The organism is Methylophilus luteus, assembly GCF_042676265.1.
Taxonomy (GTDB): Bacteria; Pseudomonadota; Gammaproteobacteria; order Burkholderiales; family Methylophilaceae; genus Methylophilus; species Methylophilus luteus.
In genome coordinates, this window is record NZ_JBHTKB010000003.1 from 244,300 (window position 1) to 257,662 (window position 13,363).

A 13,363-nucleotide genomic window follows, 5' to 3' on the forward strand; every position below is an offset into this window, starting at 1 on the left:
CTTTGCTTATTCACTGGCAAACACATTGCCCAGTTTGTCCATTTCTTCGAGCGCGCGGCCACAACCACGGGCCACGCAAGTGAGCGGGTCTTCAGCCACAATGACAGGCAAACCGGTTTCTTCAACCAGCAGACGGTCCAGGTCGCGCAGCAGTGCGCCGCCACCGGTCAGTACCATGCCTTTTTCAGCAATATCGGCACCCAGTTCTGGCGGGGTTTGTTCCAGAGCAGATTTTACTGCACCGACGATGGAATTCAGTGGTTCGGTCAGAGCTTCGAGGATCTCGTTGCTGGAAATAGTGAATTTACGTGGCAAGCCTTCGGCCAGGTTGCGGCCGGTGACTTCCATCTCCAGCACTTCAGAGCCAGGGAAAGCAGAGCCTATTCTTTTCTTGATCGCTTCCGCGGTCGGCTCAGAGATCTGCATGCCGTAGTTGCGGCGTATGTAATCTATGATGGCCTGGTCAAATTTGTCGCCACCTACGCGCTCGGATTTGGCATAAACGATACCGCCCAGCGAGATCACGCCCACTTCGGTAGTGCCACCACCGATATCCACCACCATAGAACCGGTAGCTTCTGCGACCGGCATGTCGGCGCCTATGGCAGCTGCCATAGGTTCTTCGATCAGGAACACCTGCTTGGCACCGGCGCGCTCGGCAGATTCCTTGATCGCACGGCGCTCAACCTGGGTAGAGCCTACCGGCACACAGATGATGATGCGTGGGCTAGGGGAGAACCAGCGGGATTCGTGTACTTTACGGATAAAAAACTTGAGCATCTGCTCGGTGATGGTGAAGTCGGCGATCACGCCATCCTTCATGGGGCGTATGGCCTGGATGTTCGCTGGCGCACGGCCTAGCATGCTTTTCGCATCAGAGCCCACCGCCAGCAATACCTTTTTCCCGTTAGGCCCGCCTTCGGTCCGAATCGCCACTACAGACGGTTCGTCCAGCACGACACCCTTGCCGCGCACATAAATCAGCGTGTTGGCTGTGCCAAGGTCAATGGCGAGATCATTGGAGAAGTAGCTGTTGAGTGCACCGAACATGTTTTATCCTGTAAAATTCCGACTTTTGAACTGTCAGCCGAGTGTGGCTTAAAATCAAGGTATAATAGCGCAAAACGCACATGAAATTAAGATGTGATTTCGAATTCTTGAAGACTTAACCTCTATGGCACTCAATCTTGAAGACATCAAACGTATAGCTCATCTGGCTCGCATCGAAGTCAGTGACAGTGAAGCGCAAGAAACTTTAAATAAACTTTCCGGTATTTTAGGTCTGATCGAGCAAATGCAGGCGGTAGATACCAGCGGTATCGCCCCCATGTCGCACTCGCAGGATGTGACACAGCGCCTGCGCGAGGACGTGGTCACGCAAACCAATCAGCGTGAATTATTCCAGTCTATCGCCCCGGCCACGCAAGATGGTTTATATCTTGTGCCCAAGGTCATTGAGTAAAACATCGGTCAGCACCGATCGAATAACCAGTCGCTCCCTCTCATACGGTTTTAATGATGATTAACAGTAGCCTCAAACAGCTGGGTCAACAATTGGCCAGCAAGCAAGTTTCCAGTGTAGAGCTCACGCAAGCCTATCTGCAACGCGTGACGCAGCTCAACCCGGCCATCAATGCCTTTATCACTCTGGACGAAGAAAAGACCCTGGCCCAGGCCAAAGCCGCTGATGCGCGTATCGCCGCTGGTGACTTCGGCCCGCTGACCGGTATCCCGCTGGCGCAGAAAGACATTTTTTGCGCCAAAGGCTGGCGCACCACCTGCAGCTCGAAAATGCTGGAGACTTTCATTGCGCCGTATGACGCTCATGTCATCAGCCAGTTCGACGCGGCCGGTGCGGTCAACCTGGGCAAGACCAATATGGACGAATTCGCCATGGGCTCCTCTAACGAGACCAGCTATTTTGGCGGCGTGAAAAACCCGTGGGATTTTGACCGCGTGCCTGGCGGCAGTTCGGGCGGTTCGGCGGCGGCAGTGGCCGCGCGTTTATGTGCTGCAGCCACCGGCACCGATACTGGCGGTTCCATACGCCAGCCTGCTTCATTGTGTGGCTTTACCGGCCTGAAACCGACGTATGGCCTGGTTTCGCGCTATGGCATGATCGCGTTCGCCTCGTCACTGGACCAGGCCGGCCCTATGGCCAAGTCTGCAGAAGACTGTGCGCTGATGCTTAACGTGATGGCCGGTTTTGATGAACGCGACTCCACCAGCGTCAACCGCGAAAAAGAAGATTACACGCGTGGCCTGGCCGCCATGACAGGCGAGCAACCGCTCAAAGGCTTGCGCATAGGCCTGCCTAAAGAATACTTTGCCGAAGGCCTGAGTGCCGAAGTCGCCAAAGTGATCGAAACCGCGATCGCCGAATACAAAAAACTGGGGGCGGTGATCGTTGATATCAGCCTGCCGAATAACAATCTGTCTATCCCGGTCTACTACGTGCTGGCTCCGGCCGAAGCTTCGAGTAACCTGTCGCGCTACGATGGCGTGCGCTACGGTCACCGCGCTGCCGAATACAATGACCTGCAGCAAATGTATATGAAATCGCGCGCCGAAGGGTTCGGTGCCGAGGTCAAGCGCCGTATCCTGATCGGCACCTATGTGCTGAGTGCCGGTTATTACGACGCCTATTACCTGAAAGCGCAGCAGATACGCCGCCTGATCGCGCAGGATTTCGTTGAAGCATTCAAACACTGTGATGTGATCATGGGCCCGGCTGCCCCTTCGACAGCCTTTAAGGCCGGGGAGAAGACCAGTGACCCGGTCGCCATGTACCTGGAAGACCTGTATACCATCGCCGTCAACCTGGCCGGTTTGCCAGGCATGAGTGTGCCGGCAGGCTTTACCCAGAGTGGCGATGGCAAACCGTTGCCGGTGGGCTTGCAGATCATAGGTAATTATTTCGATGAGGCGCGCATGCTGGATGTCGGCCATGCCTATCAACAAGTGACAGACTGGCATACACAAATGCCAGCCGCATTGGAGAATATCTAAATGCAGTGGGAAGTCGTGATCGGGTTGGAAACCCATGTGCAGTTACAGACAAACTCCAAACAGTTCAGTGGCGCTTCAACCACTTATGGCGCCGCGCCGAACACCCAGGCCTGTGAGGTGAGCATCGCCTTGCCTGGCGTGTTGCCGGTGCTGAATAAACAGGCGGTGGAATGTGCGATCAAATTCGGCCTGGCGATAGATGCCGAGATCGCCCCGCGCAGCATCTTCGCCCGCAAGAATTACTTTTATCCTGACCTGCCCAAAGGCTACCAGATCAGCCAGTTTGAATTACCGGTGGTCGGCAAAGGCAAGGTCAGCATACAGGTGCCGGCCGGCAAAAACACTGAAGCTTACGAAAAAGTCATCAACATCACGCGCGCCCATCTGGAAGAAGATGCCGGTAAATCGGTGCATGATGCGGTGGAGGGCATGTCTGGTATCGATCTGAACCGTGCCGGTACGCCATTGCTCGAGATTGTGACTGAGCCGGATATGCGCAGTGCGGCAGAAGCGGTCGCTTATGCCAAAAAACTGCATGAACTGGTGCAGTGGATAGGCATATGCGATGGCAATATGCAGGAAGGCTCTTTCCGCTGCGATGTCAACGTCTCGGTACGCCCTAAAGGCACTGAGAAATTAGGCACCCGCCGCGAAATCAAAAACCTCAACTCTTTCAAATTCATGTTGCAGGCGATCGAATACGAAACGCAGTGGCAGATCGAAACACTGGAAGATGGCGGCACTATCCAGCAGGCGACTATCCTGTTTAACCCGGATACCGGTGAGACCCGCGCCATGCGCTCCAAGGAAGAAGCCAACGATTACCGCTATTTCCCTGACCCTGACCTGTTGCCGCTGGAAGTGACTGAGGCGGACAAGGCCAGAGTGCGTGCGGATATGCCGGAATTGCCGCAAGCCTTGCAGGCACGTTTCACCAGTGAGTACCAACTCTCCAGCTATGACGCCAGCAACCTGACTGGTTCACGCGCAGTGGCCGATTATTTCATTGCTGTGGTGCATGCCGGTGGCGACGCCAAACAGGCCGCCAACTGGGTGATGGGTGCCTTGTCAGCCAAGCTGAATGCAGATGAAAAAAGCATAGACCAGAGCCCGGTTTCTGCAGCACAGCTGGCTGCTTTATTAAAACGCATCGCCGATAACACCATCTCTAACAACGCCGCCAAACAGGTGTTTGAAGGCTTATGGGCAGGTGAAGGTGAAGTCGATGCCATCATAGCAGCCAAAGGCCTCAAGCAGGTATCAGACAGCGGTGCGATAGCAGCCATTATCGATGAGGTACTGGCCGCCAACCAGGCTATGGTAGAAGAATACAAAGCCGGCAAGGAGAAGGCGTTTAATGCGCTGGTGGGTCAGTGCATGAAAGCTTCCAAAGGCAAGGCCAACCCGGCCCAGGTGAATGAGCTGCTAAAGTCTAAATTAGGTTGATAGCTGGCTGAAGCCCTGCGTAAGGGCTGGCCCAAGCAGGGCGTGGCTAACAAGAAAACAATGGCGTGAAGATCATTCTTCGCGCCATTTTGCATTAATGGCGATCAAAGCCGGCAGGCAGCTGAGCATGGCGGCAACCACCTGCGGGTCAAAATGGCGGTTGATCTGGGATTTGATCTCTTCCACCGCTTTTTCCACCGGCCAGGCTTCCTTGTACGGGCGTTTGCTCAACAGCGCATCAAAGACATCGGCAACCGCGACTATGCGCGCTTCTATCGGGATCTCCTCACCTTTCAGGCCGAACGGATAACCGCTGCCATCCCATTTTTCATGATGATACAGCGCCACGGTATGCGCCAGCCGTATCAGCTGGGAGTTTGATTTATCCAGGATCTCGGCGCCCAGTTGCGGATGGGTGCGCATGATCGCCAGTTCTTCTTCATCCAGTTTGCCGGGTTTGAGTAATACGTGGTCGGGGATGCCTATCTTGCCTATATCATGCATGGGCGCGGCGTGCACCAGTTGCTCGGCAAAGCCTGCATCCATGCCCATTTCCAGCGCTATCCTGCCCGAGACATGGCTCATGCGTATCACATGCATGCCGGTTTCATTATCTTTGAATTCTGCTGCGCGACCCAGGCGTTGTATCAGTTCCAGGTGCGTGTTTTTTAATTCGTCTATATGCACCAGTGACAGGTGCGTTTTCACCCGCGCTCTCACCAGTGCCGGTGAAATGGGCTTGTTAATATAATCGACGCCACCCGCATTAAAGCCTTCTGACTCATCGGCTTCATCGGCAAGCGCGGTTACAAAAATCACCGGGATGGTATGGGTGTCAGGGTCGCTTTTCAATTGCCTGCACACTTCAAAGCCGGTCATGCCCGGCATCATGACATCAAGCAGGATCAGCCCTGGCCTTTCTTTTTTGACCAGCTCCAGCGCATCCACGCCGTTCTTGGCAAAGCTCAGGCGATAGTCATCCTGCAACACTTGCTTGAGGACTTTGAGATTGAGCGGTTCATCGTCGACAATCAGGATCTTGGCTTGCTGGGTCATGTAATCGGTCATGAAGTCGTCCCTTGAGTCTGGGCCTCCAATAGGGCGTCGATATGGATCACCGCCTGTTCAAAATCAAAGTCATTCAGGCTTTGGGTAATGGCATGCAATGGCTGGCGCCAGTCAGTCGGCGCATGCTGCAGCAGTTTATTCGCCAGGCTATCATCCAGTTCTGCCATTGCTGCCAGCGAGCGCAGTGCTTGCAACCATGTCAGCAACTGGTCGGCAGCGATATGCGATGTGACCTCGTCAGATCGGGCAGCTGCGGGTGCAGCGGCTAGCAATGCACTGATGGTCTGTTGCAAGGCTTCGATCGTGGTTTTTAAAAGCGCAATCAATGCCGGGCATTCTTGCCAACGCTGTTCGGTAATGTGTTCCAGCGCGTCATAGATGGACTGCACTTTAGGCAACGCCAGATTGGCGCTCACCCCTTTATTGGCGTGTGCCATCATCCTGAATGCGGCATGATCTTTAGCCTCTATGGCCGCTTGCAATGCTTCTATATGGCGCGGAGCTTCCTGCAGATATTGATCGACTTCGATCAGGTAAGTTTGCTGGTCGCCCCATAGCATCACCCCTTTGTTGAGGTCGAATTCTTTTTGCGCCAGGCTGGGTTCAGCTTCCACTTCAGCTGGTGCTGGCACTGCGCCAGTCAATACCCGCTGCATTTCGGCCAGTAATAAAGGTAATTCGATAGGCTTGGAGCTGAAGCCATCCATATCGGCCTGTTTGGCCGCTAACCTGTCCTGTTCCAGCACGCTGGCAGTCAGGGCGATGATAGGTGTCCTGTCCCAGCCTGCTTCGCGCTCCATCTCACGGATGCGTAAACTGGCGGTCAGGCCATCGACCACCGGCATTTGTACATCCATCAAGATGATATCGAAGGGGCGGGTTTGCAGCGCATCTATGACTTCCTGGCCATTCGAGGCCAGGGTGACTCTATGCCCTTGTTTCTCCAGCATGATACTCAGCAATTTACGATTCTGTTCTATGTCATCAGCTGCAAGTATGTTGAGCGATGGCAACATGCTTTGCGCGATATCAACCGCCTGTTCTATGCGTATGCCTTCCGCTAATGGCAGTATCACGCTAAAGCAGCTCCCCTGGCCTATCTTGCTGCTTGCACGGATGCGTCCGCCCATCAGTTCAACCAGTTGTTTACTGATGGTGGTGCCTAACCCGGTGCCACCGAAACGGCGGCTCATGGTGGCATCTGCCTGGGTGAACGGGTCGAAGATGCTTTGCAGGCGGTCTGCGTCTATGCCTATGCCAGTGTCTATCATGTCAAACTGTATCTCGCCGCTCTCGGTCGGGTAGACCTTGAGCTCGACATGGCCGGTTTCGGTGAATTTTACGGCATTGCCCAATAGATTGGTTAATACCTGGCGGATACGGTGCTCAGCGCCTTTGAAATAGCCGGTGGCTTCCGGGGCGAGCGTGAGTTTGAGTTCCAGCTCCTTTTTGCGCGCCTGCAGCCATAGCGAAGAAATCACGCTATCGACCAGTTCACGCATGGAGAAATCCACTATCTCCAGTTCCAGCATGCCTTTTTCGAGCTTGGCACTATCCAGGATGTCATTCAGCAAATGCAGTAATGACTTCGCCGATTGGCTGATGGTGGATAAGTAATTGCGTTGTTCCTGCTGCATGGCGGTGTCCAGTAGCAATTCGCTAAAGCCTATGATGGAGTTCATCGGTGTGCGTATCTCATGGCTCATATTGGCCAGGAAAGTGCTCTTGGCGCTGGCCGCCTGTTCGGCTTTGTCCTTGGCCAGCAGCATCTCTTGTTCCATCTGCTTGCGCTCGCTGATATCTATCATGAACATCAGCACTTTGATGACCTTGCCATCCATATCGCGCATAGGGCTGTAAGAAGCATGGATCCAGATTTTTTTGCCATTTTTGCCATAACGCAAAAACTCGCCATGCACGAACTCACCGCTTCTGAGCGATACCCACTTTTGCTTGTACTGATCGGTGGTAATAAACTCAGGCGGGCAAAGGATGGAGTGATGGCGACCTAATATGTCTGTCAGTTCATAGCCGAGCAGGTCCAGAAATCTCTGGTTAGCAGTCAGCACGAAACCATCGATAGTGAACTCAGCCATGCAGGTAGAGTTGTTGATGGCGTTGGCAATGCCCTCAAACTCGGCATTTTTCTGCTTGGATTCAGTCACGTCCAGCATGACCCCGTCCAGCGCTTCGGCCATGCCGTCGTTGCCATAAATGGCAGAAGCGAATTCCGAGATCCATTTTTCATTGCCTTTGCGGTCGGTGATACGGTATTCGATCGCATAGTTGGTTCTATGGGCGACGGCAGCCTCGACTATCGGTTGTATACGCTGTGCATCGTCGGCATAAATCAGCTGCGAAAAATGAATGTGGCCGCTCAGAAAATCTTCTACTGTCCAGCCGGTCATTTCCAGCACCGCATCACTGATCAGGCGCATGCTCCAGTTATCGTCCAGGTTGCAGCGGAAAGTCACGCCCGGAATATTATTCATCATGGAGCGGATCTGCTGGTCTTTTTCGCGTATGGACTGTTCGATCGCCTTGCGCTGGGTAAGGTCGGTGATAAAGCCGACAAACAGTTTTTCGCCCGGCAGTTTCACCTCACCTATCGCCAGCCGTATCGGAAACTGGGTGCCATCCTTTTTGATCGCTTCCAGATCGCGGCTTTCGCCCAGTATCTGCGCCTGGCCACCGGTCTGGTAATTCTTCAGATAATACAAATGGTTGGAACGGTCTGGTTCCGGCATCAGCATGGAGATGTTGTTGCCTTCCATCTCATGTTTACGCCAACCAAATATGCGCTCTACCGCCTCATTGCAGGAGATGATTTGGCCGGTGGTGTTAATGGTGACTATGCCGTCCACCGCGGTGTTCAAAATGGTCGATAAGCGCGTTTCACTGACCTGTATGGCTGTCAGCGCCTGACGATAACTGATTAGCACATTGATCGCCGCTGCGATGATGCCTATCAGTATGGTGACCAGCGTGATGCCGAGCGCCAGCGAGATGGACTGGTTGTCTTCGGGGTTGAAGCCAGGTTGTGCCTGGCCGATAAAACGTGCCGAAGCCATGCCGGTGTAATGCATGGCGGTGATGGCACTGCCCATCAGCACGCCGCCCAGTACTATGCTGACTTTGGCCGGTAGCTTGCCTTTCTGGTTGAGGAATATCCCGGTCCATAAAGCCAGCGTCGCCAGGCTGACGACGACGATCACCGAGATCAATACCCACACCAGGTCGAATTTGAGCACCGGCTCCATTTTCATGGCCAGCATGCCGGTGTAGTGCATGGCGCCTATGCCGGTGCCTACCGAGAGCCCGCCTTTGATCAGTTTGCCGTAATCAAGCTGGTTTTCCGTCATCAGGTTGAGCGCGTAGTAAGACGCCAGTATGCCTGGCATCATGGAGATCATGGTCACTTCAGGGTTGTAGGTGACCTTGGTACAGATCTCGTAAGCCAGCATGCCGATAAAATGCATGGCCCAGATGCCTGCTCCCAGTGACGCCGAACTGGCAAGAATGGAAAATCTCTGCGAAACCAGTGAAGTCTGTTTTTGTGACAGGCGAGTGAGCTGCAAGGCCAGCACTGAGCTGCCGATAGCGACCAGCGCTGACAGGATCACCAGCCATGGATTATAAGTACCGAACAGCAAAGGGGTGGGCGAACCTTCCCGAAAAAAGAAAATACTGTACCAATCCATGCGCTACGTGCCTTGAAGAAAAAGAGTTGATTTGCAACGGCTAGTCTAGCGCGTGACTGCGGAAAATTATCTTTAGAATAATGCTGTTTTAAAAGGCTAATTCTGAGTTTAACTTGTTGACTTGATTGATATTTAAGTCACCCGGCAAATATAAAAAAACCCTGCGCAGGCAGGGTTTTTCACGGGCTGGTGCGTGCCGCCGTGCTGGTCAGTGGCACAGCACGTGACAGATCAGCTGGTAGCAGATAGTCATAAAACCTATGGTGGTCAGTACAAAACTGATGGCAGAAAACACTTTCCATTTCATTTTGCTCCAGAAGTCAGTGTCAAACGCGGCAATGGTGAAAATGGTTGGGTTGGTAAAGCCGCCTATGGCGACACAGACACAGGCAAAATGGTGCAGCTCTATACCGGCGGTTCTGGCTGTGGCAAAAAAACCCAGCTGAAACAACGCCATCAGGGCATAGTCAACGTGGGCACGTATCATGGTTTTGTAATCGATCAGAAATCCGCCATCTATCCCCGGTATGGGAAACCAGCGGGCGAATGTCATCAGCCATGCCGATAAAATTAAAGCGGTAGTACAGGCGACTGCGCCTATCAATAAGACTTCCATGTTTCTCTCCTGAGCGTTGGTTTAAGGGTGTCCCGTATTTTTAATTGTGTCGGGAAATGTGATTGTAGACAGATCTGTCTGTCAATATGCGCCACGGCAAATGCGGTGTCGCTTGCGTTATCTGTGGTTTTCACGCACAATCCGTTCCTTGCTAGGGGTCTGTAAATCCTTCGTTTTAAAGGTTTTGCAGTGAGAATTACCCTTCGAACCTGATGCGGTTGATACCGCCGTAGGGAATGCAAAGTCCCGCATCCTTACGTCTTTTCTTTTAAGGATGCCCAATGAACGCCATAGACAAAAATCTTCAGTCCCAGAGCCCGCCGTCTAAAAACACCAGATTCGTCAATGCGGATGCCAAAGTCGACGAAGCCACCAGCAAACCCTTTGCCAAGTCGCGCAAGATCTACGTTCAAGGCTCACGTGCTGATATCCAGGTGCCGTTCCGGGAGATCTCGCTCAGCGATACGCCTTCCAGCTTTGGCGGTGAAAGCAACCCGCCAGTCGTGGTGTATGACACTTCCGGCCCGTATACCGACCCGGCAGTGGATATCGATATCCGTAACGGTTTGCCAGCCTTGCGTGCGCAATGGATCATGGAACGTGGTGATGTAGAGCAGCTGGACGGCCCCAGCTCTGATTTCGGTCACCAGCGCCTGGTCGATCCTGAATTAGCCGACATGCGTTTCAACCTGCACCGCAACCCTTTGCGCGCCAAAGCCGGCCACAATGTCAGCCAGATGCACTATGCGCGCCAGGGCATCATCACGCCGGAGATGGAGTTTATCGCCATCCGCGAAAACCAGCGCCGTGAAAACATGAGCGAACTGCTGCAGACCCAGCATCCTGGCCAGCACTATGGCGCCAGCATCCCTAAAGTCATTACGCCTGAATTCGTGCGTGACGAAGTGGCGCGTGGCCGTGCCATCATCCCGGCCAACATCAATCACCCTGAAATCGAGCCCATGATCATAGGCCGTAATTTCCTGGTCAAGATAAACGCCAACATCGGCAACTCGGCACTAGGCTCCTCTATTTCTGAAGAAGTGGAAAAAATGGTGTGGGGCACGCGCTGGGGCGGCGATACCGTGATGGATCTGTCTACCGGTAAGAACATACACGAGACGCGCGAGTGGATCATACGCAACTCACCGGTGCCTATCGGTACCGTGCCTATCTACCAGGCGTTGGAAAAGGTCAATGGCAAGGCCGAAGACCTGACTTGGGAGATCTTCCGTGACACCTTGATAGAGCAGGCGGAGCAGGGCGTGGATTACTTCACCATACACGCTGGCGTACGGTTGGCGTATATCCCGATGACGGCCAAGCGCATGACCGGTATCGTCTCACGCGGTGGTTCCATCATGGCCAAATGGTGTCTGGCGCACCATAAAGAGTCTTTCCTGTATGAGCATTTTGAAGATATCTGCCAGATCATGAAGCAGTACGATGTGAGTTTCTCACTAGGTGATGGCTTGCGCCCTGGCTCTATCTACGACGCTAACGACCAGGCACAATTCGCCGAGCTGAAAACGCTGGGCGAGCTGACGCAGATCGCCTGGAAGCATGATGTGCAGTGCATGATAGAAGGCCCCGGCCATGTGCCCATGCACCTGATCAAAGAAAATATGGATCTGCAACTGGAGCACTGTGGCGAAGCCCCGTTCTACACCCTGGGACCGTTAACCACCGATATCGCGCCTGGTTATGACCATATCACCTCAGGCATAGGCGCTGCCATGATAGGCTGGTACGGCTGTGCCATGTTGTGTTACGTGACGCCTAAAGAGCACCTGGGCCTGCCGGATAAGGAAGACGTACGCGTAGGCATCATCACCTACAAGATCGCCGCCCATGCCGCTGACCTGGCCAAAGGCCACCCGGGCGCGCAGATCCGCGACAATGCTTTATCCAAGGCGCGTTTCGAGTTCCGCTGGGAAGACCAGTTCAACCTGGGCCTGGACCCGGAAAAAGCCAAGGAATTCCACGACGAGACCCTGCCGCAGGAAGGCGCCAAACAGGCGCATTTCTGTTCCATGTGCGGCCCGCACTTCTGCTCCATGAAGATCACGCAGGACGTACGTGATTACGCCGACAAAATGGGCGTAGATGAAAAAGAAGCGCTGCAAAAAGGCATGCAGGAAAAAGCCATCGAATTCGTGAAAAAAGGCAGTGAGGTTTACCAGAAGGTGTAACTTAGCCCGTAGCAGTAAGCCCAAGCCAGCAGCAATGCTGGCTTTTTTATGGCAGGTATCGCGCAGGCATGCGAGATGTAAATAATTGAATTTTAGGCAATAAATTGTTTCAAACTGTTCTCGTAGCTTTACAGTCACTACAAGGAGAATGCCATGAGACGCAGGCTCTATTTTGTTTTACCTGATATCAAAAGCGCGCATACGCTGATGGATGAGTTGCTGCTGCAAAGGATAGACGAGGATCACATCCATTTTCATGCCAACCAGCCACAATATTTAGGCAACCTGCCCAAGGTGCATGCCATGGAAAGGTCTGATGTGGTCTACAGCGCGATGGGCGGTTTTTTGTTCGGTGCCATATCCGGGCTGTTAGGCGGCATATTGGCTTATATGGTGCCGTGGTGGTTCGGCGAAGTGTCGCTGACGGTGATCCCCTACTGCATGGTGCTGGGCGCGATCGCTTGTGCGGCCTGGGCCGCGGCGGTGGCGAGTGCAGCGCCCAGTTTTCGCATCAAGTCGTATAAAAGTGCCATAGAGCAGGGCAATATACTGATGATAGTGTCGGTGCCATTGCGCAGGCTGAACGAGATAAGGTTAAGCCTGGTCAGCAAACACCCTGAAGCAAGCTATAGAGGTGTGTGGCCAGCCGAGCATAGCCTGTTCCCTTAACAAAAAGCCGGCGCTAGCCGGCTTTTTTGCGCTGCATGCTGGCCCAGGCTAGCCTATGTCTTTCAGGCGTATGGCGGCTATCTCAAAACTGCCACCCTCGTAACTCACCAGTATCTGTTCATCCTGTATGCTAAAACTGATGGAGAGCCCGCGTGCCGCGGCCGCGGCCAGCTGCTCGGTATCCGGCAGGTTGATCACAGTCACATTGTCCAGCTTGAGCATGGCTTTGCTGTTTTGCGCCCACCACATGTCAGCAGTGCGGCCACCATAAAGCACCTGCACTACGTGTTCAGCTCTGCCACAGGCTTTGCGTATCTCGCGCTCTTCCGGCAGGCCCACACATATCCAGCGCTGGATCGCGCCGGTCAGGTCTTTTTGCCACAGGTCAGGTTCGTCGTCATCGCTTAAGCCATTGCCAAACTGCAGGTGCTCATCCGCGTAGAGCACGAATGCCAGCAAACGGACCATCAAACGCTCGTCGGTTTCGGAAGGATGTTTGGCCAGCGTCAGATTGTGTTGCTGGTAATAATGCCTGTCCATATCCGCAATATTGAGGTCTATCTTATAAATGGTGGATTTGAGCGCCATGCGTGCATATGTCTTAACTATGAAAGTGTGGCGAGTATAGCAAACATGCAGCGCCGGCAGGTAGGCCATGCAAG

Annotated in this window: 10 protein-coding genes and 1 riboswitch; of the genes, 5 read left to right on the plus strand and 5 right to left on the minus strand. The window is 53.6% G+C overall.

Annotated features, from left to right (window positions below; genetic code table 11):
* Positions 1-6: 6 nt before the first annotated feature.
* Entirely contained in the window at positions 7-1,050 is a 1,044-nt protein-coding gene (locus ACFQ1Z_RS13500) for a rod shape-determining protein (RefSeq protein WP_055830500.1), read from the minus strand.
* Between the two features lie 124 nt (positions 1,051-1,174).
* On the opposite strand from ACFQ1Z_RS13500, the gene gatC reads away from it, so the two are divergent.
* Genes gatC through gatB form a run of 3 tightly spaced genes read left to right on the plus strand, consistent with a single transcriptional unit; the run spans position 1,175 to position 4,455 of the window.
* On the plus strand, positions 1,175-1,462 hold the full coding sequence (gene gatC / locus ACFQ1Z_RS13505) for an Asp-tRNA(Asn)/Glu-tRNA(Gln) amidotransferase subunit GatC (protein WP_379058550.1): 288 nt from the start codon (positions 1,175-1,177) through the stop codon (positions 1,460-1,462).
* A 56-nt stretch (positions 1,463-1,518) separates the two neighbouring features.
* The gene (gene gatA, locus ACFQ1Z_RS13510) at positions 1,519-3,009 is read left to right on the plus strand and encodes an Asp-tRNA(Asn)/Glu-tRNA(Gln) amidotransferase subunit GatA (RefSeq protein WP_379058553.1); all 1,491 of its coding nucleotides are present in this window, start codon (positions 1,519-1,521) and stop codon (positions 3,007-3,009) included.
* On the plus strand, positions 3,010-4,455 hold the full coding sequence (gatB, locus tag ACFQ1Z_RS13515) for an Asp-tRNA(Asn)/Glu-tRNA(Gln) amidotransferase subunit GatB (protein WP_379058556.1): 1,446 nt from the start codon (positions 3,010-3,012) through the stop codon (positions 4,453-4,455).
* A 72-nt stretch (positions 4,456-4,527) separates the two neighbouring features.
* Here gatB and ACFQ1Z_RS13520 read toward each other — a convergent pair whose 3' ends face one another.
* The 3 genes from ACFQ1Z_RS13520 to ACFQ1Z_RS13530 form a co-directional block, all read right to left on the minus strand.
* Positions 4,528-5,523, minus strand: coding sequence for a response regulator (locus ACFQ1Z_RS13520; protein WP_379058559.1), 996 nt, complete (start codon positions 5,521-5,523; stop codon positions 4,528-4,530).
* Positions 5,520-9,224 (minus strand): PAS domain S-box protein, encoded by a 3,705-nt coding sequence (locus ACFQ1Z_RS13525; protein ID WP_379058561.1) that lies wholly within the window; start codon positions 9,222-9,224, stop codon positions 5,520-5,522. Before ACFQ1Z_RS13525 ends, ACFQ1Z_RS13520 begins: the two co-directional genes overlap by 4 nt.
* A gap of 208 nt (positions 9,225-9,432) precedes the next feature.
* Positions 9,433-9,840: a hypothetical protein gene (locus ACFQ1Z_RS13530; protein ID WP_379058563.1), complete on the minus strand. Its 408-nt coding sequence runs from the start codon at positions 9,838-9,840 to the stop codon at positions 9,433-9,435.
* A 143-nt stretch (positions 9,841-9,983) separates the two neighbouring features.
* A riboswitch (TPP riboswitch) is annotated at positions 9,984-10,094 on the plus strand.
* A 27-nt stretch (positions 10,095-10,121) separates the two neighbouring features.
* On the opposite strand from ACFQ1Z_RS13530, the gene thiC reads away from it, so the two are divergent.
* Together thiC and ACFQ1Z_RS13540 are read left to right on the plus strand one after the other, a co-directional pair.
* The gene (gene thiC, locus ACFQ1Z_RS13535; RefSeq protein ID WP_379058566.1) at positions 10,122-12,032 is read left to right on the plus strand and encodes a phosphomethylpyrimidine synthase ThiC; all 1,911 of its coding nucleotides are present in this window, start codon (positions 10,122-10,124) and stop codon (positions 12,030-12,032) included.
* A gap of 153 nt (positions 12,033-12,185) precedes the next feature.
* On the plus strand, positions 12,186-12,701 hold the full coding sequence (locus tag ACFQ1Z_RS13540) for a hypothetical protein (protein WP_379058568.1): 516 nt from the start codon (positions 12,186-12,188) through the stop codon (positions 12,699-12,701).
* A gap of 48 nt (positions 12,702-12,749) precedes the next feature.
* Here the strand turns inward: ACFQ1Z_RS13540 and ACFQ1Z_RS13545 are convergent, their stop codons facing one another.
* Positions 12,750-13,289 carry a YaeQ family protein gene (locus tag ACFQ1Z_RS13545; RefSeq protein WP_379058571.1) on the minus strand — a complete coding sequence of 180 codons (540 nt, stop codon included), beginning with the start codon at positions 13,287-13,289 and terminating at the stop codon, positions 12,750-12,752.
* Positions 13,290-13,363: the final 74 nt, after the last annotated feature.